Source organism: Pseudomonas sp. 7-41, assembly GCF_021233075.1.
Classification (GTDB): Bacteria; Pseudomonadota; Gammaproteobacteria; order Pseudomonadales; family Pseudomonadaceae; genus Aquipseudomonas; species Aquipseudomonas veronii.
On sequence record NZ_CP089551.1, the window covers coordinates 6577970 to 6600121 of the forward strand.

Genomic DNA, 22152 nt, shown 5'->3' on the forward strand with positions numbered 1-22152 from the left:
CGCCAAACGGCTTATTTCTCCGGACCTGCACGACTATAAATAAATAACACCCAGGCAATATTGCCGGATGACAGTCTGTCGCTTTGGCACTTCATTAAAGAATCAGATAACACATCAGTTAGTGTGGGAGCCGTAAAAACAAAGAGTCGCCTTTACCCGACCGCGAGGTAGTCCTAAACAAAAAAACCAAAGGAACATCAACAAGCACTCTGTAGGGAAAATCATAAAAAGCTTTACAACAACAACTAGTTAAAAACTCCTACAAAACTAAAACCCCATTCATTGGATATTTAGAAACCCACCCTACATTTCCCACAAGAATTCCTCGCAGACACCCTTAGGAAAATTACCGGAGCGCTACGCGTTGGCTCCAGCGGTCGATCGTGGCACGATGGTCAGGTTATCGACCGAGACCCTCTAACCATGCCGCAATCCCAAGCCAAGAATCTGTCCCTGATCGCCGCCATCGACCTGGGCTCCAACAGCTTTCATATGGTCGTGGCCAAGGCCCAGAACGGCGAAATCCGCATCCTTGAGCGGCTAGGCGAAAAAGTCCAACTGGCTGCCGGAATCGACGACGCGCGCCAGCTCAATGAAGAATCCATGCAGCGCGGGCTCGATTGCCTCAAGCGGTTTGCCCAGTTGATCAACGGCATGCCCCCGGGTGCTGTGCGAATCGTCGGCACCAACGCGTTGCGCGAAGCCCGTAACCGGGGCGAATTCATCCGCCGCGCCGAGGAGATCCTCGGGCACCCGGTGGAAGTCATCTCCGGACGCGAAGAAGCGCGCCTGATCTACCTCGGCGTGTCCCACACCCTGGCCGACACCCCCGGCAAGCGCCTGGTGGCGGACATCGGCGGCGGCAGTACCGAATTCATCATCGGCCAGCGCTTCGAGCCGCTGCTGCGCGAAAGCCTGCAGATGGGCTGCGTCAGCTATACCCAGCGTTATTTCAAGGACGGCAAGATCACCCCGGCGCGTTATGCCCAGGCCTACACGGCGGCGCGGCTGGAGATCATGAGCATCGAGCACGCCCTGCATCGCCTGTCGTGGGATGAAGCGATCGGCTCGTCCGGCACCATCCGCGCCATCGGCCTGGCCTTGAAAGCCGGCGGCCATGGCACCGGCGAGGTCAACGCCGAAGGCCTGGCGTGGCTCAAGCGCAAGCTGTTCAAGCTGGGAGATGCCGAAAAAATCGACTTCGATGGTATCAAGCCCGACCGCCGCACGATTTTCCCGGCGGGCCTGGCGATTCTCGAAGCGATCTTCGACGCCCTCGAACTGCAACGCATGGACCACTGCGACGGCGCCCTGCGCGAAGGCGTGCTTTACGACCTGCTCGGCCGTCATCACCATGAGGACGTGCGTGAGCGCACCCTCAGCTCGTTGATGGAGCGCTATCACGCCGATCTGGAACAAGCGGCCCGCGTGGAACGCAAAGCCCTGCATGCCTTCGACCAGGTGGCCGCGGACTGGGACCTGGAAGACGGTGTATGGCGCGAACTGCTGGGCTGGGCGGCCAAGGTGCATGAAGTGGGCCTGGATATCGCCCACTACCATTACCACAAGCACGGCGCCTACCTGATCGAGCACTCCGACCTGGCTGGTTTCTCCCGGGAAGACCAGCAGATGCTCGCGCTGCTGGTACGCGGCCATCGCCGCAATATCCCCAAGGACAAGTTCGCCGAATTCGGTGACGAAGGCATCAAGCTGATCCGCCTGTGCGTGCTGCTGCGCTTTGCGATCCTGTTCCACCACATCCGTGGCACCCAGGAAATGCCCCAGGTGACCCTGCGCGCCAGCGGCGACAGCCTCGACGTGGTGTTCCCGGAAGGCTGGCTGGAGGAAAACCAGCTGACCCAGGCGGACTTCGCCCAGGAAGCGGAGTGGCTGACGCGGGTGGGCTTCAGCCTGAACGTGCGCTAAAGAACACCGAAAATACATGTGGGAGGGGCGGTGCGACGATTCGACTTGCCCCCGATGGCGGTGTGTCAGTCACTTGGTACTTTGACTGAACTGCCGCCATCGGGGGCAAGTCGAATCGTCGCACCGCCCCTCCCACATTAGGTCGGTTAATTCACCGCGAGAATCGGGCTACCCAGCCTTTCCAGCAAGGTGGCCTGGGCGCTGCGCGGGTTCTGGTTGCCGGTCGGCGTGTTGCGCACGTAGCGGCCGTCCGACTGCAGGCTCCAGCTGTGGGTGTTATCGGTGAGATAACTTTCCAGCTCTTTCTTGACCCGCATGATCAGCTTCTTGCCTTCCACCGGGAAACACGTCTCCACGCGCTTGTCGAGGTTGCGCTCCATCCAGTCGGCGCTGGAGAGGTACATCTGCTCCTCCCCGCCGTTGAGGAAGTAGAACACCCGCGTGTGCTCCAGGAACCGCCCGATGATCGAGCGCACATGGATGTTGTGCGAGACCCCGGCGATGCCCGGCCGCAGGCAGCACATGCCGCGTACCACCAGGTCGATACGCACGCCGGACTGGCTGGCCTTGTACAGCGCGCGGATGATCTTCGGATCGGTCAGCGAGTTGAACTTGGCGATGATGTGCGCCGGTTTGCCGTCGAGCGCGAACTGGGTCTCGCGGGCGATCATGTCGAGCATGCCCTTCTTCAGGGTGAACGGCGCATGCAGCAGCTTCTTCATGCGCAACGTCTTACCCATGCCGATCAACTGGCTGAACAACTTGCCGACGTCTTCACACAAGGCGTCGTCGGAGGTCAGCAGGCTGTAGTCGGTGTAGAGCTTGGCGTTACCGGCGTGATAGTTGCCGGTGCCCAAGTGCGCGTAACGCACGATCTCACCGGCTTCGCGGCGCAGGATCAGCATCATCTTGGCGTGGGTCTTGAACCCGACCACACCGTAGATCACCACCGCGCCGGCCGCTTGCAGGCGACTGGCCAGTTGCAGGTTGGACTCTTCGTCGAAGCGCGCGCGCAGTTCGATCACCGCGGTGACTTCCTTGCCGTTACGCGCAGCGTCCACCAGGGCGTCGACGATCTCCGAGTTGGCGCCGCTGCGGTACAGGGTCTGGCGCACGGCGAGTACATGCGGGTCCTTGGCGGCCTGGCGCAACAGGTCGACCACCGGGGTGAAGGACTCGAACGGGTGCAGCAACAGGATGTCCTGCTTGCTGACCACGCTGAAAATGTTTTCGCTGTTTTGCAGCAGTTTCGGGATCTGCGGCGTGAACGGCGTGTATTGCAGCTCCGGGTGGCTGTCCAGGCCGGTGATGCTGAACAGACGCGTCAAGTTGACCGGGCCGTTGACCTGGTACAGCTCGCTCTCGCCGAGGTTGAACTGCTTGAGCAGGTAGTCCGACAGATGTTTCGGGCAGGTGTCGGCCACTTCCAGACGCACCGCATCGCCGTAGCGCCGCGAGAACAGCTCGCCGCGCAGGGCGCGGGCCAAGTCTTCGACGTCTTCGGAGTCCAGCGCCAGGTCGGCGTTACGGGTCAGGCGGAACTGGTAGCAGCCCTTGACCTTCATGCCCTGGAACAGGTCATCGGCGTGCGCGTGGATCATCGACGACAGGAATACATAGTTATCGCCAGCGCCCCCCACCTCTTCCGGTACCTTGATGATCCGTGGCAGCAGACGCGGTGCCGGGATGATCGCCAGGCCGGAATCGCGACCGAAGGCGTCGATACCTTCAAGCTCAACGATGAAGTTCAGGCTCTTGTTGACCAGCAACGGGAACGGGTGAGTCGGGTCGAGACCGATCGGCGTGATGATCGGCGCGATCTCGTCGCGGAAGTAGCGACGCACCCAGGTCTTGATCTTGGTGGTCCAGTGGCGACGACGGATGAAGCGGACCTGATGTTTTTCCAGTTCCGGCAGCAGGATGTCGTTGAGGATCGCGTATTGGCGATCCACATGCCCGTGTACCAGTTCGCTGATGCGCGCCAGGGCTTGATGCGGTTGCAGGCCATCGGCGCCGGCTTGTTCACGGGCGAAGGTGATCTGCTTCTTGAGGCCGGCGACGCGGATCTCGAAGAACTCATCCAGGTTGCTGGAGAAAATCAGCAGGAATTTCAGGCGTTCCAGCAACGGATAGGACTCATCCAGCGCCTGTTCCAGCACGCGGATGTTGAATTGCAGTTGTGACAACTCACGGTGGATGTACAGGCTGCTGTCATCCAGGTTGGTCACCACGGCAGGCGCTGGCGCCGGGGCCGGCGCTTCGGCGACCACCACTGGCGGCGCCGGCTCCGGCACCGGCGGGGTCTCGGCGACGGATTCGACCACCGGGTGGGCGTCTTTTACGGCAACTTCTGAGAGTCCTTCGGTATTCATCGAGTGTTCCTGTGAGGGCTATTGTTGCTCTCTAAGCAATTGGGCAGCGCGGGCGGCGAAGTAGGTCAGAATGCCATCAGCGCCAGCACGTTTAAAGGCTGTCAGGGATTCGAGGATCACCCCTTCACTCAACCAACCATTCTGGATCGCGGCCATGTGCATGGCGTATTCACCGCTGACCTGATAGACAAAGGTCGGCACCTTGAATTCCTCTTTGACCCGATAAAGGATGTCCAGGTAAGGCATCCCGGGCTTGACCATCACCATGTCGGCGCCTTCGGCCAGGTCGGCGGCCACTTCGTGCAGGGCTTCATGGCTGTTGGCCGGGTCCATCTGGTACGAGGCTTTGTTGGCCTTGCCCAGGTTCAGGGCCGAGCCCACCGCATCGCGGAACGGACCATAGTAGGCACTGGCGTATTTGGCCGAGTAGGCCATGATCCGCACATTGACGTGACCGGCCAGCTCCAGGGCTTCGCGGATCGCCTGGATGCGGCCGTCCATCATGTCCGACGGCGCGACCACCTGGGCCCCGGCGGCGGCATGAGACAAGGCTTGCTTGACCAGCGCGTCGACGGTGATGTCGTTCTGCACGTAGCCGTCTTCATCCAGGATGCCATCCTGCCCGTGGGTGGTGAACGGGTCCAGGGCCACATCGGTGATCACCCCCAATTCCGGGAAGCGCTCACGCAACGCACGGGTGGCGCGCTGGGCGATCCCTTGCGGGTTCCAGGCTTCGGCGGCATCGAGGGACTTGAGTTCAGCAGGCGTAACGGGGAACAGCGCCAGCGCCGGAATCCCCAACTCGACCCAGTTCGCCGCCTCTTCCAGCAGCAAATCAATGGTCAAGCGCTCGACACCCGGCATCGACGCCACGGCTTCCCGACGGTTTTCCCCGTCCAGCACAAAGACCGGCAGGATCAGATCATTCGTGGTCAGTACGTTTTCACGGACCAGACGGCGAGAAAAATCATCACGACGGTTGCGACGCAGACGGGTCGCGGGAAACAGGCGATTGGCAGGGGTAAAGCTCACGACAGACTCCTGAGCCCGCGTTTACGGGCGAGTGTTGCAGTTATAAGCGGCCATTATGACGAAGGTATGACAGTTGTGCTTAACGATGCGACCTGTAGTCGCATTCGGCGTTTCTGTAGGAATTGTTCACTTCGTGACACATCTCGATACTTTCACGAATGATCGCGAAGGCGTAGGCTGCGCGTTCATTTCGCCAGCACCCAGACCATGCTTCAACAATTTCTGCATGACTTCGGCTACTTTGCCCTCTTCCTCGGGACGTTCTTCGAAGGCGAGACCATACTCGTTCTCGCAGGCTTCCTGGCGTTCCGTGGGTACATGGATATCAACCTGGTGGTGGTCGTTGCTTTTTTTGGCAGCTACGCCGGCGACCAGCTTTGGTATTACATGGGGCGCAAGCACGGCCGCAAACTGTTGGCACGTAAACCGCGCTGGCAATTGATGGGCGACAAAGCCCTGGAACATATCCGCAAGCACCCGGATATCTGGGTGTTGAGCTTCCGCTTTGTCTACGGATTGCGCACGGTGATGCCCGTGGCGATTGGCCTGTCCGGCTATCCGCCCTTGCGCTACCTGTTACTCAACGGCATTGGCGCGGCGGTCTGGGCGGCGGCGCTCGGCGCGGCGGCGTACCATTTCGGCGCGGTGCTGGAAGGCATGCTGGGCAGCATCAAGAAGTACGAGCTGTGGGTGCTGGGTGCGTTGTTACTGCTGGGCCTGGTTCTCTGGCTGCGGCGGCGGTTCAAGAACGCGCGCATCGCCCGTCAAGCCTGTGCCGACGCCAAGGCCCGACTGGCGGCCGCACAACTGAGTGAGACCAGCCCGGCCGAGCCGCCTAAGACGCCAGTCGAGTAAGCCGGCCTCGGCAGCAGTAGAGGCCAATCAGGCTCAACAAGCTGTAGCTCAACAGGCCCGGCCAGCCCAGGTGGCTGGCCGGCCAAAGCCCGACCAGCGGCGCCAGCCATACCAACGGCACATTCAGGCCCAGGCGCACCAGTTCCGCCTTCAACGCCCACGGGCGGTTCTCCAGGGCGACGCCCAGGCTGAACAGGCCCAACGCCATTGCACTCCAGCCCAGCACCAACGCCGCCGTGGGCAGCCCTTCGCCGACGTTCATCAGATAACTGCCAAACCCCACATACACCGCGAATTGCAGGGCGACGTACACCTGTTGCCGCGTATCCAGCGGCACCTCAAATTTGCGGAACTGGCTCAAGTCCGGCTTGGTCAACGGGTAGTTGGCCTTCACGTCGGCCGGCCGCCAGCCGGTACGCATGAACCAGATGCGCAGCTTGTCCCAACGGCTTTGCGTGTGCCGCGCGTCACTCCACAACTGCGCATAGAACTGCAGGTTGGCCCACAGCGGGTTCCAACTGGCCAAGGGGGTGGTGACGCCAAAGATCACCGGCTCGTTTTCGTCTTCTTCCTGAAACGAGCCAAACAGCCGGTCCCAAATAATGAACACCCCGCCGTAGTTGCGATCCATGTAGAGAGCGTTCTGTGCATGGTGGGCCCGATGATTGGACGGGGTGACGAAGAGCCACTCGAACCAGCCGAGCTTGGGCACATGGCGGGTGTGGACCCAGAATTGATACAGCAGGTTGAGCGAAGCGACGCTGATGAACACCACCAGCGGCACGCCGAGCACGGCCAGAGGCAGATAGAAGATCCAGCTCAGCAGAAAGCCGGTGCTGGTCTGGCGCAAGGCGGTGGTGAGGTTGTAGTCCTCGCTCTGGTGATGCACCGAATGCGCGGCCCACAGGATATTGCGCTCGTGACCGCAGCGATGCAGCCAGTAATAGCAGAAGTCGTAGAACACAAAGGCGAACACCCAGGTCCAGACGCTCTCGGCCGACAGCTCGATCAGCGCCAGGTGCTTGAGGGCGAATGCGTAGGTCAGCAATCCCACGCCCTTGGTCAGCAGCCCGGTGGTGGTGGACAGCACGCCAGTGCTGAGGCTGTTGATGGCATCCGCCACCCGATAATTGCGCGCGCCGCGCCAACGGTCGACGAGCAGTTCAACCACGATCAAGGCGATGAAAAACGGTACCGCGTAAGGCACGAAGTCCATGGGCTAGTCCGGTCTGTTTTTATTGCATCAAGATTAGGGGCTGCGGCGAGAGTTCCCATTGGCAACAGATGACAAATTAGTAGACATTTAACGCCATGAATCAGGAGAAATGCCCATGAGCAAAAAGATTGCAGTGATCCTTTCCGGCTGTGGCGTGTACGACGGTGCAGAAATCCACGAAAGCGTGATCACCCTGCTGCGCCTGGATCAGCGCGGCGCTCAGGTCCAATGCTTTGCACCCGACATCGCGCAGTTGCACGTGATCAACCACCTCACGGGCGAAGAAATGCCCGAGTCGCGCAATGTGCTGGTGGAATCCGCCCGCATTGCCCGGGGCGACGTGAAAGACATTCGTGAAGCCAACGCCGAGGATTTCGACGCGCTGATCGTGCCTGGCGGGTTTGGCGCGGCGAAGAACCTGTCGAACTTTGCCAGCGAAGGCGCCGGTTGCAGCCTCAACCCGCAGGTATTGGCGCTGGCCGAAGCCTTTGTCGAAGCGGGCAAGCCGCTGGGACTGATCTGCATCTCGCCGGCCCTGGCCGCGAAGATCTATGGCCCGGGGGTGACCTGCACCATCGGCAACGATGCCGACACCGCCGCCGCGCTGGACAAGATGGGCGCCCACCACCAGGCATGCGCGGTGGAAGATATCGTGGAAGACACCGCGCGCAAGCTGGTCAGCACTCCCGCCTATATGCTCGGCAAGAACATCAGCGAAGTTGCGTCAGGCATCAACAAGCTGGTGGATCGGGTGCTGGAACTGACCCACGAAAACGATTAACCGGCCCGCATCAAGCGTGTGAGCAGGCGGTCGAGTGCGTTGGCGAACGCTTGCTTGTCCTTTTCCCCATGGGGCGGTGGACCACCGCCCATCTGGCCTTGCTCGCGCAGATCGGTGAACAGGTTACGCACCGCCAGCCGCTCACTCATGTTCTGCGGGCTGAATTCCTTGCCGCGCGGGTCGAGAGCCGTCACGCCGTTCTTCACCAGGCGGTCAGCCAGGGGCACGTCGCTGCAGATCACCAGCTCACCGGGCACCGCGTGCTCCACCAGGTAGTCATCCGCCGCGTCCGGGCCGCTGGGCACCACGATCAGCTTAACGCAGGCGAAGGCCGGCTTGATCTGGCTCTGCCCGGCCACCAGCACCACCTCGAACTGACGCTTGAGGGCGAACTTCACCACCTGGTCCTTGGCCGCGCGCGGGCAGGCATCGGCGTCGATCCACACGCGCATGCTTATGCCGCCAGCCGGCGCTTGTCGGCGATCCGACTGCGGCCATACATCACCATAATCGCCAGGATCGCCACCACCTGCGCACTCAGCGAGTAGGCATCGGCGTGGATACCCAGCCAGTCGAAGTCAAAGAACGCCACCGGCCGCGTGCCGAAGATACCGGCTTCCTGCAACGCCTTCACGCCGTGCCCGGCGAATACCACCGACAACGCACACAGCAGCGCCGCGTTGATCCCGAAGAACAGCGCCAATGGCAGCTTCGCCGAACCGCGCAGGATCACCCACGCCAGGCCCACCAACAGCACCAGCGCCGTGGCGCCACCCCCCAGCACGGCGTTGTGCCCGGCCGGGCCGGCTTGCAACCACAGGGTTTCGTAGAACAGGATCACTTCAAACAGCTCGCGGTACACCGAGAAGAACGCCAGCAGCGCGAAGCCGAAACGGCCACCGCCGCCCACCAGGCTGCTCTTGATGTAGTCCTGCCAGGCCGCTGCGTGGCGCCGGTCATGCATCCACACGCCGAGCCACAGCACCATCACACTGGCAAACAACGCCGTGCAACCTTCGAGCAATTCGCGCTGGGCGCCGCTCACATCGATCACATAGGCCGCCAACGCCCAGGTGGCCAAGCCGGCCAACAAGGCCAGGCCCCAGCCGACATGGACGCCGCGCACCGCCGATTCCTGGCCGGTGTTACGCAGGAAGGCGAGGACCGCCGCCAGCACCAGGATCGCTTCCAGACCTTCGCGCAGCAGGATCAGCAAGCCTGAGATAAAGCTCAACGACCAGCTCAGGCCATCGCCACCCAACAAGCCGGCAGATTCGGTGAGCTTGCCCTTGGCGGCATCCAGACGCTGCTGCACCTGTTCGAGCGGCAAGCCGTCCTGCAACGACTGCCGATAGGCCATCAGGGCCTTCTCGGTGTCTTTGCGCACGTTGGCGTTGACGTTGTCCAGGGAGCTTTCCACCAGCTCGAACCCTTCCAGATACGCCGCTACCGACAGGTCGTAGGCTTGCTCATGGTCACCGCTGCGGAACGCCGCAAGGCTCTTGTCGAGGGTCGCGGCGGTGTAGTCGAGCAACTGCGCCGGGCCGCGCTTGACCTGCGGCGGCTGAGCACGCTGGGCGCGGAACGTCGCAGCAGCGGCCGGGCCGTTGGCGGCCAACACTTCATTGGGGGTCTGGCGGGCCAGGTCGGCGAGGTTGAACGGTTGCGCGCTTTTCGCGGCAGCCGGGTCGGCCGTGAAGCCGGCGATGTAGGTGGCCAGGTCCCAGCGCTGGCGGTCGTCCAGTTGGTCGGCGAAGGACGGCATGTCCGTGCCTTCGACACCCAGGCCCAGCGTGTTGTAGATCGCATAGAGGCTCAGGCGGTCCAGGCGCTCCGCGTTCTGCAGGTTCGCTGGCGGCGGCGTCATGCCGACGCCCGCCGGGCCATCACCGGCGCCGGCCGTGCCGTGGCAGACCGAGCAGTGCTGGGCATACAGTGGTGCGCCGCGGGTCGGGTCGGGCGTAATCGCCGGGGCCTGGCTGACTTCATACGCCGCCGCCAGCTTGGCGCCCAACTGCCGGGACTGGCGGGCCACGCTGGCACCATCCTGACGAGCGGTCACGGCCGCGACCAATTCATCGACCCCTTTGACCAATTCCGCGCGCTCGGGCTTGGACGGCAGCTCAGCCACCAGGCCCTGCAATACCCCCAGAAATTCCACCTGCTCACGGTATTCCGATTCATCGACGACCTTGCCCGCCGCTACCGTCGGCGGATAGTCCGCGCCGATGTAGTCCAGCAAATGCAGGGCTTTCGTGGCGCCCTCGGCAGGCGCGGCCAACAGATTGAAGCTGCACGACATCAACGCCGGCAATAGCAGCCAGGCGAGAAAACGGAAGGGGGCAGTCATGAACGAATCTCAAAGGGAAATACGAAGTAACACATTGTTGAGCTTTATGAGATTTGACTCAAGGTGTAAGTGATTTGTATTTTGAGTAACAGAGCAGATTGAGCTGTAGCAATGACGCCACGCCCGACGATTCTGCGCTGCCCCCAACGCGCACAGGCAACGCAAAAACAATGTGGGAGCGGGCTTGCTCGCGATAGCAGTGGGTCAGCCGACTGACTCGGTGACTGACACTCCACTATCGCGAGCAAGCCCGCTCCCACATTGTCGATTCGGTTTCTTCAGCCCGGTCCGGGTTCAAGCCGTCGCGCGATGCAAGCTGGCGAGGAAGCCCGCAGCCCCCACGAACAACCCGGCAAACGTGCGGTTCATGCGTTTTTGCTGCTTGGGCGTGCGCAACAGGCGCAAGACTTTCGACGCCAGGCCGGTATAGCCCGCCATCACGATCATATCGACGCTGATCATCGTCGCGCCGAGGATCAGGTATTGGATCAGCAGCGGCGCCTGCGGGTTCACGAACTGCGGCAGCACCGCGAGCATGAACACCAACGCCTTGGGGTTGCTGGCGTTGACCAGAAAGCCACGGAACATCATCGCCATCGGCTTGCCGATCGGCCGTACTGCGGCGTCATCGGTCATGTCCATGGGCAGCGCGCGCCATTGCTTGACGGCCAGGTACACCAGGTACGCCACGCCAAACCATTTGATCGCATAGAACGCGGTGGACGACGCCGCCAGAATGGCTCCCAAGCCGCCCGCGACCACGGCGATCTGCATCGCCAGGCCGATTTGCAGGCCGATGGCGTTCCAGTAGCCGCGCAGGAAACCGTATTGCAGGCCACTGGACATCGAGGCGATGGCGCCTGCGCCAGGAGAAAGGGAAATGATCCAACTAGCGAGGAAAAAAGCCAGCCATGTGTCGAGTGCCATTGCACACCTCAGCAGCGAGTTTGCGGTTGTGCCTTAAGCTAACGCTGCCGACCGAAGGCTGGCTATAGTTTTTTGCAAGATGTGAACGCTAGCGCTGGCCCGGGAGGACAGCACTGTCGCGCCAGCGGCGCACCGAGCGTTGGAAGAACAGGCTATTGGGCACCTGCACCGTCACGCCGCCGGTCCCCGCCTCTTCCACTTCGATCAGCGTGGTGTAAAGCAGGTTGATCGCCACTACCCGGCCTTTGACGCCGGGCTTGTCGACGGTGTCCACCAGCTCGACCACATCACCGAGGCGGAACGGCCCGACGGTGAAGATCAGGATCGCGCACAACAGGTTGGACAACACCGACCACATGGCGAAAAACGCCACCGCCGCCACCGCGACAAACCCCGACAACGCGGTCCACAACACCGTGGCGGACACGCCCAGGCGCTCCAGCACGAAGATCAGCGCACTGCCCATGATCAGCCAGCGCAAGCCGCCACGCAGCGGCATCAACAGCTGCGGCGGGAAGGGGTAGTGCTCGCCGAGGCGGGTCAGGCCTTTGGCGACAAACCGCTGGGTCAGGTAGCCGGCCAGCAGGATCAGCAGGATTTGCACGCCGATCCACACGGGGGCGACCCATTGCGCCGGCAGCGGCAGTTGCAGCGCGTCCATCAGGACAGCGCCTCCAGCTCCGCTTGCAGGCTTTCGAGCAGTTCGAGGGCTTCCATCCAGCTTTCCTCCAACTGCCCTTCACGGACCTTGAGCTTGGCCTGCTCGGCCAGCAGATCGCGCAGTTCATCCTTGCGCGCGGCTTCGTACACGGCACTGTCGCCCAGGCTGGTTTCGATCTTGGCCAGGCGCTCGTGGACCTTGCCCAACTCGGCTTCCAGCTTGTCGGCTTCGCGCTTGTGCGGCGCCAACTGCTGACGCAGGGCGGCAGCGGCCTGGCGCTGGGCCTTCTTGTCGGTTTTGTCCGGGTTGACCGGGGTGTTGCTGGTCGGCGCGTTGCGCAGGCGGTATTCCGTCAGCCAGCGCGCGTAGTCGTCGAGGTCACCGTCGAACTCTTCGACTTTGCCGTCGGCCACCAGCAGGAAGTTGTCGGTGGTGCTCTTGAGCAAGTGGCGATCGTGAGACACCACCAGTACCGCACCGCTGAACTCCTGCAAGGCCATGGTCAGCGCCAGGCGCATTTCCAGGTCGAGGTGGTTGGTCGGCTCGTCGAGCAGCAACAGGTTCGGCCGGTCCCAGGCGATCAACGCCAGGGCCAGGCGGGCTTTTTCGCCGCCGGAGAAATTCAGCACCGGCTCATCGATGCGCGCGCCACGGAAGTCGAAGCCGCCGAGGAAGTCGCGCAATGGCTGCTCGCGTTCGGTCGGCGCCAGGCGCTGCAGGTGCAGCAACGGGCTGGCCTTGGCGTCCAGGGAGTCCAACTGATGCTGGGCGAAGTAGCCGACCACCAGGTTCTCGCCACGGGTCAGGCGCCCGGCCAGGGGTTGCAGCTCGCCCGACAGGTTCTTGATCAGCGTCGACTTGCCCGCGCCGTTCGGCCCGAGCAGGCCAATGCGCGCACCCGGCGTGAGTTGCAGCTTGACCTTCTCGAGGATGGTTTTCTCGCCATAGCCCAGGCGGGCATCGGACAGGTCGAGCAACGGGCTGGAGATCTTCACCGACTCGCGGAACACGAAATCGAAAGGCGAATCGACGTGGGCCGCCGACAGTTCTTCCATGCGCTCCAGCGCCTTGATCCGGCTCTGGGCCTGGCGGGCCTTGGTGGCCTGGGCCTTGAACCGGGCGATGTAGCTTTCCATGTGCGCGCGCTGCGCCTGCTGCTTCTCGAACGCCTGCTGTTGCTGGGCCAGGCGTTCGGCGCGGGCGCGTTCGAACGCGGTGTAGCCGCCACGGTAGAGGGTGATTTTCTTCTGTTCGACGTGGGCGATGTTGTCGACCACGGCGTCGAGGAAATCCCGGTCGTGGGAAATCAGCAGCAAGGTGCCCTGGTAGCTCTTGAGGAAATCCTCCAGCCACAGGATCGCATCGAGGTCCAAGTGGTTGGTCGGTTCGTCGAGCAGCAACAGGTCCGAGGGGCACATCAGTGCCTGGGCCAGGTTCAGGCGCATGCGCCAGCCGCCGGAGAAGTCGGCGACCGGGCGGTCCATCTGTTCGTTGGTAAAGCCAAGGCCGGCGAGCATCTTGCGCGCACGGGCGTCGGCGGTGTAGCCGTCAGCGCTGTCCAGTTCCGCGTGCAGGCGGGCTTGAGCGGCGCCGTCCTGGGCTTTCTCGGCCGCGGCCAGGTCGTGTTGCACCTGGCGCAGACGCAGGTCGCCATCGAGCACGTAGTCGATCGCGATGCGGTCCAGGGTGTCGATCTCCTGGCGCATATGGGCGATGCGCCAGTCGGCCGGCAGCAAGCAGTCCCCGGAGTCCGGGGTCAGCTCACCCAGCAACAGGGCGAACAACGTGGATTTGCCGGCGCCGTTGGCACCGATCAGGCCGGCTTTGTGACCGGCGTGCAGGGTCAGCTCGGCGTCTTCGAGAAGACGTTGCGGGCCACGCTGTAATGTTAGGCTTTGAAGTCGGATCATAATGGCGGCGGAGTCTACCAGCTTCGTTGGCCGCTGGCTTGGGTGTGAATATGTGCGCTGACCTGTGGAGCTTTGCCCTCTCGACTTACGCCCGCCCGGGCGTCGAGGCTGCGTGCCTGCGAGTGCAGGAACAAGGCGCGGATGTGTGCCTGTTGCTCTGCGGGGCGTGGCTGGAACAGCGGGGCGTGGCGCTGACGCGTGAACGCGCGCTGGCGCTGAGGCATATCGCCGAGCCCTGGCAATCGCAGGTGGTTGAACCGTTGCGACAGGTACGCCGGCAATGGCGGGCCGTGGCGCAGCAGGATGCGCCCTTGGCGGCGTTACGGGAGCGGGTCAAAGCCCTGGAGCTGGACGCGGAACGCGAGTTGCTGGCGCGCCTGGAAACGCTGGCAACGACATGGCTGACAGGCGAGGCGATGGGTCAACGATGGTTGGAAGGCCTGGCGGCTGAGGGAGCCGCCAACCTTGACCACGACGCGCTGCAGCAGCTGCGCGTCGCAGTCACCGGCACTTAGGAAGCGCTGGTTGGAGTGCTGTTGCTTGGCGCGACCGACGCAGGGGTGCTGGTCGATGCGCTTGGCGCTGCTGGGGTAGCAACCGATGCTGCCGGGGTGGCTGGCTTGGCCGGTGCTGGTTTTGCAGCAGCAGCTTTAGCCACTGGCTTGGCCGCTGGTTTCGCGGCAGCGGCTTTAACCACTGGCTTGGCGGCTGGTTTTGCAGCAGCGGCTTTAACCACTGGCTTGGCAGCTGGTTTGGCAGCAGCGGCTTTAACCACTGGCTTGGCAGCTGGTTTGGCAGCAGCGGCTTTAGCCACTGGCTTGGCGGCCGGTTTTGCAGCAGCGGCTTTAGCCACTGGTTTGGCAGCGGGTTTTGCAGCAGCGGCTTTAGCCACTGGCTTGGCGGCTGGTTTGGCAGCGGCCGTTTTGGCAACTGGCTTGGCAGCCGGTTTTACAGCAGCGGCTTTAGCGGCTGGCTTGGCGGCTGGTTTGGCAGCAACGGCTTTAGCCACTGGCTTGGCGGCTGGTTTTGCAGCAGCCGTTTTGGCAGCTGGCTTGGCGGCCGGTTTTGCAGCAGCGGTCTTGGCAACTGGCTTGGCAGCTGGTTTTGCAGCAACAGTCTTGGCAGCTGGCTTGGCGGCGGCCTTAGCCGGCGCTTTGGCGGCAACGGCTTTTGCCGGTGTACGAGCGCCCAGCACTTTCGATACAGCTTCCTTCACACGACCAACGCCCTGGGCCAGTTTCAGGCTTTCTTGAGCATCTTTTTTGAGTTGGGAAATGTAGGTGCGGGTTTCGGCTTGGCGATCCTTGAGGGCGTCCAGCAGGTCCTCAAGTTCTTTGACTGCGTCTTTGGCTTTGGCTTGAGCCTTGGCTTTGCCGGCAGTGGCGGCGTCTTGCAATTTGGTGCGGGACTTATGCAGTTTTTCTTGCGCTTTACCGCGTTGTTTTTCCAACTTGGCGAGCAGTTTTTCTGCATCAGCCAAGGCTTGGGAACACGCGCTTTCCAAATGTTCGAGCAGACTGCCCGAGAGTTGTTGGAGTAAGTGCAACGGGGTATTTACAGGCTTCTGTTTGGCCGACATGGTTTACCTCCTGGCTGACGTGGGTGCGGCTCATACTAGCCCTCTGCTCTTACCGCCGCTAGGGCATGTTGACAGTATCGTTTGCCTTGCGTTGCACCGTGCGAAAAATCTTATCGATATAACGAAAAACCACGCCACTTTTTACCCTCTCACACTGGCATAATCCGTCGCACTTTCGGCTGGAGAAGACCCATGTCGCGTTACCTTTTTCTTGCGCTTGGTTTGGCGATTTCCGTGGCCAATGCAAGCGAGCCAGCGTCATCCAAAACCACTGCCCCGGACGCGCACGACCTCGCGTACAGCCTGGGCGCCAGCCTCGGTGAGCGGCTGCGCCAGGAAGTCCCCGACCTGCAGATCCAGGCGTTGATCGAGGGTCTCAAGCAAGCCTATCAAGGTAAACCGCTGGCACTGGATAACGCGCGCATCGAACAACTCCTGGCGCAGCATGAAGCGCAGGACGAAGCCGATGCTCAGGTACCGCAAAGTGAAAAAGCACTGACGGCCGAACAGCAGTTTTTGACCCAGGAAAAAGCCGCGAGCGGCGTGCGCGAATTGGCCGATGGCGTTCTGCTCACGGAACTCACGCCCGGCAGCGGCAACAAGCCGTTGGCCAGTGATGAGGTTCAGGTGAAATACGTGGGGCGATTGCCCGATGGGACGGTGTTCGATCAAAGCACCCAGGCGCAATGGTTTCGTCTGGACAGTGTGATCAGCGGCTGGAGCAGTGCGCTGCAACAGATGCCGGTGGGCGCGAAGTGGCGCCTGGTGATTCCATCGGCACAGGCCTATGGCGCCGACGGTGCTGGCACGTTGATCCCGCCTTACACGCCTCTGGTATTCGAGATCGAATTGCTCGGCACCCGACATTGATCCAATAAAAAACGGCGCGTCATACGCACCGTTTTTTTATCTCATCAGCAACGGTCAGGCCGGGGCGACAGCCACATCCCGGTGAGCATTGTGCAGCACTTCGATCAGGCAATCCTCCAACTCGAAACGCTCATGGAGCAGGCCGCCCAGCTCTTTGAATTTCTCGGCAACACACTTGCCGGCATCACACAGGTCATTGAACGCCAGCAGCTTCTCGGTGATCACATCGATGCGTGGGTAGAGGGTCTCGGCCAATTCAAGACCACGCTGATCGTCGAAGGCTTCCGCCTCCTTGGTCAACTGTTCGTAGACGCCGAAATGACCGGCAGACACGTAGTCCACCAAGACACCGCAAAACGCCTGCAGCGGCTTGCGATTCATCGCTAATGCTTCGGGCTTCTCGCCGAGAGCATCAAACGCCCGAACCAGTTCGTGGCGTGCCTTCAACCAGCTGTCGATCAGCTTGTGCACCCCACCCCAGCGTTCCTGAGCATTCTGACAACTTTCCAGCATGATGATCTCTCTTCCCTATAGGGGGCGCTGCCGCTGTGTGCCCGCGCAATACTTCAAAGATAAAGCGGCAGCCGGACAAAGCCGCATCTGACAACGGTTTCAATAACGCATGCGGGCCAGATTATGCCCGCATGACTATGGCTTCAAGGTACGCAGGAGAGAAAGTTCATACAAGTGTTTAATCCCGTCCTACAACTTGCGACCACTTTTCAGCGTGTCGACAGGCGCAAGCGTTGGCTGAATATCAGCCGTGAAAACTGCATGAAACCCAGGATCAACATCGCCACGAAAAACAACAGACTCCACTCCGGGAGGCTCAAATCGAACAGGGTCCAGGTGATTTCCACGCAGTCGACGGTACCGTTGAAGATCGAGCGCAGCGCCTGCGAGAACGACAGGTTTTCGAGCATGTACTGCAAACTGGGCCAACAATCGCCAGCCTGATCAGACGCAGTGTTCTGCAGCAACACCTGGCGCACTGCGGTAATTGCGCCTAGCGCGGCACAGCCCATGCTCACCAACCCGTACCCATAGATGCCGTAGCGCTTGGGGTTATGAACAGCCGCGACCAGGTTGATCAACGTAAAGGTGGCGAGGAATAACCGCTGAACCTGGCACAGAAAGCAGGGCCGCAGCAGCGCGCCATATTCCAGGTAGAAAGACGCACCCAACGTCAGCGCACCGGCCATGAACGCCAGGAAAAACAAGGAGCGTGAGGGGGCCAAAGACATTGTTTATCCGTACCGCGAGAGATAGGCCGTTACGGTAGAGGAAAGGCCTGACCCCTTTCAATACGCGTTAGAGCAGACGATTCCGTTAAAACGTAGGGACATCCCGCCAGAGCTTGGAGGACATAACCTGACGCAACGTAGGAATGTATTACGAACCCAGTTAAATCGAGTCTTTACACAGAACCCAAGGGTTGGCTGTCGGATGCATCCGAGCCAACCCTCGTACCTGTTCCTGCTTCAACCCCGCACCGGCGCGGGCAACGGTGAGGCGAGCAGACGGTTGTCCAGCAGGCCCAGGCCTTCCTGGAACAGCTGGTTGCTGCGCTCGGTGTCACCCAACTGGGCCAGCAGGCGTGCCAGTTCGGCACACGCCTCGGGGTTACGCTGCACCTGCAGGCTGCTTTCCAGATAGTCCCGCGCCTTGCCCCACAGACTGTTTTGCAGGCACAGGCGCCCGAGGGTCAACAGCAAGCTGGCATCACCGGGATGATCCTTGAGCCAGCCTTCGGCAAACTTCAACTGACGGGCCGGGTCACTGCCGCGCAACAGGCCATACAGGCGGATCAGGTGGCTGTCATACGCACGCTTGAGCGCGCCGCGCAGCACCTCTTCGGCCTTGGCATCGGCGCCCAGCTGGCGCAGTTGCTCGGCGTAGGCCAGCACCAACGGCGGCTCCTGGCGCTGGGCGGACGTCAGTTGCTGCCAGGCGCGCTCAAGCGCCTGCAACCCCGCTTCGCCCTGCTCTTCACGCTGGGCGGCCAGGCTCAGGTTTTCACCCCAGGCGCGGCGCTCCAGCTCGGCCAATTCGCCGGCCGGCAATACTTTGTCCTTGCGCAGCTCAGGCAACAGACGAATCACCGACGACCAATCGCCCCGCTGCTGATGCAAGCGTTGCAACTGGCGCAGCACCTGGGCGTTATGCGGATGACGCTCGTGCATGGCCTGCAAGGTGGTCAGCGCGCCGTCGGTGTCGCCACGGTCCGTCTGCAATTGCGCATGGCTCAAGGCAATCGCCAGTTCGGCCTGGGGCTGTCGCTCGAGGGCGCGCTCCAGCAGTCCGTCGCACTCTTCATATCGCCCTTGCTCGTTTGCCGCCCGGGCCGCGCCAAGGTAATACAGCAGCGGCTGGCGTTCGGCTTCGGCGGCACGATGCAGGTGGCGTTCGGCACTGGCCCAGCGGCCTTCGGCGAGGTCCATCTGGCCGTGCTCGATCGCGATCTGCACGCGACGGCTGCGGTTACGCCGCGACCATGGGTTGACCACGCCGCCCGAGGTGCTCAACAGGCTCAACAGCACACGAATCAGGTAGATCGCCAGGCCGATGACAAATACCGCCACCAGGGTAGCCCACAGGCTCGACTCGTAATGCAGCAGATGGGGATAGGTAATCAACACGTAGCCGGTGTGTTTCGAAATGCCCACGGCCAGCGCCAGGGCGACCGCAATCGCCAGCACCAGGATCACATAGAAACGCTTCATCGGCTCTACTCCTGGCTCGCCGGCGTGCCGGCCGAAGCTTTGGCTTCTTCGGCAGGCAAGTGACGACGTTCAAGGTATGCCTGCACGGCGGCCAGGCTGGCGGCCAGGTCCGGAGTCACGACCGAGACGGCCTTGGGCTCAAGCTCGGCGATACGCGCGAGCATCGCTTTGCTCTGCGGGTTGTCCTGGTTGAAGTTGTCCTGCAACACGCTGCGCGCTTCACCCAGCGAACGGCTGTACACCGCCGCCTCGCCATTGAGCGCAGCCCATTGCGCCTGCTCGAGGGCCAGGCTCAGGGCCAGGCGAACCTGGTTCAGGCCTTGGCCGGCGAGCAGTGGGCGAATGTTGTCATCGGGGTTGAAGTCGATGCGGAAGTAACGCGAGAGCTGCTCCCACCATTGGCTCAAGCGGTTTTCCGTATCGGTGGTCGGACGCCCATGGGATGTCGGCTCCTGAAGCTGGTACTCCGGCGCAATCGCCGCCAGTTGCACGACTTGATCGCGCAAGGCCGCCAATTGCAGGTAGAGCCCGGTACGGTCCGGTTGTTCGGTACTGCGCAACGCGGCAAGGCTCTTGGCCAATTGCTCGCGCGCGGCGTAGGAACCCGGATCGCTCTGCTCGCGAAGAATCTCGTCGGCGCCCTGGACCAGCGACTGCGCACTGTTGATGTCCTGCAGGGCAGACAAGCGCAGGCTCGCCAGACGAATCAAGTGTTCGGCTTCTGCCAGGCGCCAGTCCTTGCGGCTGGCCCCGAGCACGGTTTCCAGGCGCTGGCCCAAACGCTGCTGGTCGCCCTGCAACTGGGCCAGCAAGCGGCGGCGCTCCTCCAGCTCGTCCGCGCCCGGCAATTGCGCCAGGCGTGCAGCCAACTGTTGCTGGCTTTGCTTGAGGGTCTGGGACTGGTCGTCGAGGCTCTTTACCTGGCTCAGCTGTTGCTGGTTGCTGGCTTGCAGGGTGCGGACCTGCCAGATCCCCCACCCGCCGGCGGCAACGCCCGCAGCACCCAGCAGCAAGGCGACGATTGCCAGGCCATTGCCACGGCGCGGCGCAGTGACCGGTGTCTGGCCCGGCGCATCGAGCGCGGGCTGAGCTTCATCTTTAGGCAAGGCTGTTTCGCTCACGTATCCATCCTTTGCGTATCAGAGAGTGGGAACGGAATGGCTCCGTAACGCCACTAACAAAGCCGCGGCACTCGCGCCGCGACAATCCACAACTTTTTCTGCGCCAGCCGCCCGCGCCATCTCATAGACTCGCGGGCTGGGCACGAACAACGGCAGCCGGGCCACCTGTGGCCAATCCGAACCGGCCAGGGCCTGCAGGTGCAAAAAACCCTGCCCACTGCTGACCACCAGGCCGTTCAAGCGTTCCAACTGGATGCGCTGCATCAGTACACCCGGGTCGTAGGCCGGAAGGAAACGGCGATACAACTCCAGATAGTCGACACTAGCACCTTGCTCGCGCAAACGCTCCGCCAGCAGCTCTCGCCCGCCCTCGCCGCGCAGGATCAGCACCCGCGCATCGGTGCGCGCAATGGCCTCGCGCAAGGCGGGCAAGGCCAGCAAGGCCTCGCTGTCGTCGCCGCTGGGCGGATAATGAACGTCCAGGCCGTGATCGGCCAGTACCTGGGCGGTGGCGGCACCCACGCTGAACCACGGCAACCGCGGCCAGTGTCGCTCCAGGCGTTGCACGCCAAGGCGCGCCGCCGGCTTGCTGACCACAATTACCGCGCAATAGCGGCCCAGGTCAGCCCAGACCGCCTGCTGCTCAGGCGTGACCGGCAAGGCTTCGATCTCCAGCAACGGCAGGCTGCTGCTGAAAATCCCGACATCCGACAACGACGCCGCCAACAGCGCAGACTCCTCGGCAGGCCGCGTCAGCAGCACACGCCAATCGGTCACTGCGGGCCGGCCTCGCCGTAGACTTTTTGCAGGATGGCACCGGCGCCCTGGTCCAGCAGCTCTTCGGCGACCTGGATCCCCAGCGCCGTCGCATCACGCTGCGGCCCGCGCACTTGCGCGGTGATCAAGTTGCCGCCTTCCGGGTCGCCCACCAGGCCACGCAGCCACAGGTTTTCGCCTTCGAGCACGGCGTAGCAGGCGATCGGCACCTGGCAGCCACCATTGAGGTGTTTGTTCAGGGCGCGTTCGGCGGTGACACGGACGTCGGTGTCGTGGTGGTCGAGCGGTTTGAGCAAGGCGTGGATTTCACTGTCGGCGGTGCGACATTCGATGCCCACTGCGCCCTGCCCGCCAGCGGGCAAACTGTCTTCGACGCTGATGACCGAGGTGATGCGGTCTTCGAAGCCGAGCCGGATCAAACCGGCCGCCGCGAGGATGATCGCGTCATATTCACCGGCATCGAGCTTGGCCAGACGCGTGTTGACGTTGCCGCGCAGGAAGCGGATCTGCAGATCCGGGCGACGCGTCAGCAACTGGGCCTGACGACGCAGGCTGGAAGTGCCGACGATGCTGCCCAACGGCAGCTCATCCAGGGACGCGTAGGTATTGGACACAAAGGCATCGCGCGGGTCTTCGCGCTCGCAGATGCAAAACAGGCCCAGGCCTTCGGGGAAGTCCATGGGCACGTCTTTCATCGAATGCACGGCGATGTCGGCTTCGTTTTCCAGCAGCGCGGTTTCCAGTTCCTTGACGAACAGACCCTTGCCGCCGATCTTCGACAGCGGCGAGTCGAGCAGCTTGTCGCCGCGACTGACCATGGGCACCAGGGATACCTGGAGCCCAGGGTGGGCCTGCTCGAGACGTGCTTTGACGTATTCGGCCTGCCACAAGGCCAGGGCGCTTTTACGGGTGGCGATGCGGATTTCGCGAGAGGACATGGATCAATCCGTACTGAATAGATACGGCAGATAATAACAGCTCAGGCAAATTCGCTTTGATTTGAATCAGCAAGTGCGGGGCCTCCCTGGCCACAGCGCACCGGGATCACGACG

The 22152-nt window shown here is 62.2% G+C and carries 20 protein-coding genes; 5 read left to right on the forward strand and 15 right to left on the reverse strand.

What is annotated here, in order from left to right:
* The first annotated feature begins 423 nt into the window (after positions 1-423).
* On the forward strand, positions 424-1926 hold the full coding sequence (gene ppx, locus LQ249_RS30095; RefSeq protein ID WP_017845141.1) for an exopolyphosphatase: 1503 nt from the start codon (positions 424-426) through the stop codon (positions 1924-1926).
* Positions 1927-2072: 146 nt separating this feature from the next.
* Here ppx and ppk1 read toward each other — a convergent pair whose 3' ends face one another.
* Together ppk1 and hemB are read right to left on the reverse strand one after the other, a co-directional pair.
* Positions 2073-4298 (reverse strand): polyphosphate kinase 1, encoded by a 2226-nt coding sequence (gene ppk1 / locus LQ249_RS30100; protein WP_046381681.1) that lies wholly within the window; start codon positions 4296-4298, stop codon positions 2073-2075.
* A gap of 18 nt (positions 4299-4316) precedes the next feature.
* A complete protein-coding gene (gene hemB, locus LQ249_RS30105; protein ID WP_057003998.1) occupies positions 4317-5330 on the reverse strand; it encodes a porphobilinogen synthase in 1014 nt (337 codons plus the stop codon).
* A gap of 207 nt (positions 5331-5537) precedes the next feature.
* On the opposite strand from hemB, the gene LQ249_RS30110 reads away from it, so the two are divergent.
* Positions 5538-6185: a DedA family protein gene (locus tag LQ249_RS30110; RefSeq protein WP_017845144.1), complete on the forward strand. Its 648-nt coding sequence runs from the start codon at positions 5538-5540 to the stop codon at positions 6183-6185.
* Here LQ249_RS30110 and LQ249_RS30115 read toward each other — a convergent pair.
* A complete protein-coding gene (locus LQ249_RS30115) occupies positions 6166-7401 on the reverse strand; it encodes a sterol desaturase family protein (RefSeq protein ID WP_232566088.1) in 1236 nt (411 codons plus the stop codon). The two genes, LQ249_RS30110 and LQ249_RS30115, sit on opposite strands and share 20 nt — an antisense overlap.
* 115 nt (positions 7402-7516) lie before the next feature.
* On the opposite strand from LQ249_RS30115, the gene elbB reads away from it, so the two are divergent.
* The gene (gene elbB / locus LQ249_RS30120; protein WP_057004000.1) at positions 7517-8182 is read left to right on the forward strand and encodes an isoprenoid biosynthesis glyoxalase ElbB; all 666 of its coding nucleotides are present in this window, start codon (positions 7517-7519) and stop codon (positions 8180-8182) included.
* Here the strand turns inward: elbB and LQ249_RS30125 are convergent.
* The 5 genes from LQ249_RS30125 to LQ249_RS30145 all read right to left on the reverse strand — a co-directional run bounded on the left by LQ249_RS30125 (position 8179) and on the right by LQ249_RS30145 (position 14030).
* Complete coding sequence (locus tag LQ249_RS30125) at positions 8179-8634, reverse strand: YaiI/YqxD family protein (protein ID WP_017845147.1); 456 nt, start codon at positions 8632-8634, stop codon at positions 8179-8181. The two genes, elbB and LQ249_RS30125, sit on opposite strands and share 4 nt — an antisense overlap.
* A gap of 2 nt (positions 8635-8636) precedes the next feature.
* Complete coding sequence (locus tag LQ249_RS30130; RefSeq protein ID WP_046381677.1) at positions 8637-10532, reverse strand: FTR1 family protein; 1896 nt, start codon at positions 10530-10532, stop codon at positions 8637-8639.
* Positions 10533-10826: 294 nt separating this feature from the next.
* The gene (locus LQ249_RS30135) at positions 10827-11459 is read right to left on the reverse strand and encodes a LysE family transporter (RefSeq protein ID WP_026139801.1); all 633 of its coding nucleotides are present in this window, start codon (positions 11457-11459) and stop codon (positions 10827-10829) included.
* Between the two features lie 88 nt (positions 11460-11547).
* Positions 11548-12120 (reverse strand): mechanosensitive ion channel family protein, encoded by a 573-nt coding sequence (locus tag LQ249_RS30140; protein WP_046381676.1) that lies wholly within the window; start codon positions 12118-12120, stop codon positions 11548-11550.
* The gene (locus tag LQ249_RS30145) at positions 12120-14030 is read right to left on the reverse strand and encodes an ATP-binding cassette domain-containing protein (protein WP_017845151.1); all 1911 of its coding nucleotides are present in this window, start codon (positions 14028-14030) and stop codon (positions 12120-12122) included. The genes LQ249_RS30140 and LQ249_RS30145 overlap by 1 nt, the downstream gene beginning before the upstream one ends.
* A gap of 50 nt (positions 14031-14080) precedes the next feature.
* Here LQ249_RS30145 and LQ249_RS30150 point away from each other — a divergent pair, with 50 nt between their 5' ends.
* On the forward strand, positions 14081-14545 hold the full coding sequence (locus LQ249_RS30150) for a TIGR02444 family protein (RefSeq protein WP_104904263.1): 465 nt from the start codon (positions 14081-14083) through the stop codon (positions 14543-14545).
* Here the strand turns inward: LQ249_RS30150 and LQ249_RS30155 are convergent.
* Positions 14542-15609, reverse strand: coding sequence for an AlgP family protein (locus LQ249_RS30155; RefSeq protein WP_079444915.1), 1068 nt, complete (start codon positions 15607-15609; stop codon positions 14542-14544). The two genes, LQ249_RS30150 and LQ249_RS30155, sit on opposite strands and share 4 nt — an antisense overlap.
* 192 nt (positions 15610-15801) lie before the next feature.
* Between LQ249_RS30155 and LQ249_RS30160 the strand changes: the two genes are divergently transcribed.
* On the forward strand, positions 15802-16479 hold the full coding sequence (locus LQ249_RS30160; protein ID WP_046381674.1) for an FKBP-type peptidyl-prolyl cis-trans isomerase: 678 nt from the start codon (positions 15802-15804) through the stop codon (positions 16477-16479).
* Between the two features lie 54 nt (positions 16480-16533).
* On the opposite strand, the gene LQ249_RS30165 is transcribed toward LQ249_RS30160, so the two are convergent.
* The 6 genes from LQ249_RS30165 to hemC form a co-directional block, all read right to left on the reverse strand.
* The gene (locus LQ249_RS30165) at positions 16534-16992 is read right to left on the reverse strand and encodes an Rsd/AlgQ family anti-sigma factor (RefSeq protein ID WP_017845155.1); all 459 of its coding nucleotides are present in this window, start codon (positions 16990-16992) and stop codon (positions 16534-16536) included.
* 209 nt (positions 16993-17201) lie between these two features.
* A complete protein-coding gene (locus LQ249_RS30170; RefSeq protein WP_046381673.1) occupies positions 17202-17723 on the reverse strand; it encodes a disulfide bond formation protein B in 522 nt (173 codons plus the stop codon).
* A 237-nt stretch (positions 17724-17960) separates the two neighbouring features.
* A complete protein-coding gene (locus tag LQ249_RS30175) occupies positions 17961-19202 on the reverse strand; it encodes a heme biosynthesis protein HemY (protein ID WP_017845157.1) in 1242 nt (413 codons plus the stop codon).
* Between the two features lie 5 nt (positions 19203-19207).
* On the reverse strand, positions 19208-20323 hold the full coding sequence (locus tag LQ249_RS30180; RefSeq protein ID WP_046381672.1) for a uroporphyrinogen-III C-methyltransferase: 1116 nt from the start codon (positions 20321-20323) through the stop codon (positions 19208-19210).
* Between the two features lie 18 nt (positions 20324-20341).
* Positions 20342-21100, reverse strand: coding sequence for a uroporphyrinogen-III synthase (locus LQ249_RS30185; RefSeq protein ID WP_046488891.1), 759 nt, complete (start codon positions 21098-21100; stop codon positions 20342-20344).
* Positions 21097-22038: a hydroxymethylbilane synthase gene (gene hemC, locus LQ249_RS30190; RefSeq protein ID WP_017845160.1), complete on the reverse strand. Its 942-nt coding sequence runs from the start codon at positions 22036-22038 to the stop codon at positions 21097-21099. Before hemC ends, LQ249_RS30185 begins: the two co-directional genes overlap by 4 nt.
* Between the last annotated feature and the right edge of the window lie 114 nt (positions 22039-22152).

Bases quoted from the DNA above. Each gene is read 5' to 3' on its own strand.
- hemC (WP_017845160.1), bottom strand. From the start codon at position 22,038: ATGTCCTCTCGCGAAATCCGCATCGCCACCCGTAAAAGCGCCCTGGCC.
- ppk1 (WP_046381681.1), bottom strand. From the start codon at position 4,298: ATGAATACCGAAGGACTCTCAGAAGTTGCCGTAAAAGACGCCCACCCG.
- LQ249_RS30135 (WP_026139801.1), bottom strand. From the start codon at position 11,459: ATGGCACTCGACACATGGCTGGCTTTTTTCCTCGCTAGTTGGATCATT.
- LQ249_RS30115 (WP_232566088.1), bottom strand. From the start codon at position 7,401: ATGGACTTCGTGCCTTACGCGGTACCGTTTTTCATCGCCTTGATCGTG.
- LQ249_RS30170 (WP_046381673.1), bottom strand. From the start codon at position 17,723: ATGTCTTTGGCCCCCTCACGCTCCTTGTTTTTCCTGGCGTTCATGGCC.
- LQ249_RS30145 (WP_017845151.1), bottom strand. From the start codon at position 14,030: ATGATCCGACTTCAAAGCCTAACATTACAGCGTGGCCCGCAACGTCTT.
- LQ249_RS30110 (WP_017845144.1), top strand. From the start codon at position 5,538: ATGCTTCAACAATTTCTGCATGACTTCGGCTACTTTGCCCTCTTCCTC.
- LQ249_RS30165 (WP_017845155.1), bottom strand. From the start codon at position 16,992: ATGCTGGAAAGTTGTCAGAATGCTCAGGAACGCTGGGGTGGGGTGCAC.
- ppx (WP_017845141.1), top strand. From the start codon at position 424: ATGCCGCAATCCCAAGCCAAGAATCTGTCCCTGATCGCCGCCATCGAC.
- LQ249_RS30160 (WP_046381674.1), top strand. From the start codon at position 15,802: ATGTCGCGTTACCTTTTTCTTGCGCTTGGTTTGGCGATTTCCGTGGCC.
- LQ249_RS30175 (WP_017845157.1), bottom strand. From the start codon at position 19,202: ATGAAGCGTTTCTATGTGATCCTGGTGCTGGCGATTGCGGTCGCCCTG.
- LQ249_RS30150 (WP_104904263.1), top strand. From the start codon at position 14,081: ATGTGCGCTGACCTGTGGAGCTTTGCCCTCTCGACTTACGCCCGCCCG.
- LQ249_RS30140 (WP_046381676.1), bottom strand. From the start codon at position 12,120: ATGGACGCGCTGCAACTGCCGCTGCCGGCGCAATGGGTCGCCCCCGTG.
- LQ249_RS30155 (WP_079444915.1), bottom strand. From the start codon at position 15,609: ATGTCGGCCAAACAGAAGCCTGTAAATACCCCGTTGCACTTACTCCAA.
- elbB (WP_057004000.1), top strand. From the start codon at position 7,517: ATGAGCAAAAAGATTGCAGTGATCCTTTCCGGCTGTGGCGTGTACGAC.
- LQ249_RS30125 (WP_017845147.1), bottom strand. From the start codon at position 8,634: ATGCGCGTGTGGATCGACGCCGATGCCTGCCCGCGCGCGGCCAAGGAC.
- LQ249_RS30130 (WP_046381677.1), bottom strand. From the start codon at position 10,532: ATGACTGCCCCCTTCCGTTTTCTCGCCTGGCTGCTATTGCCGGCGTTG.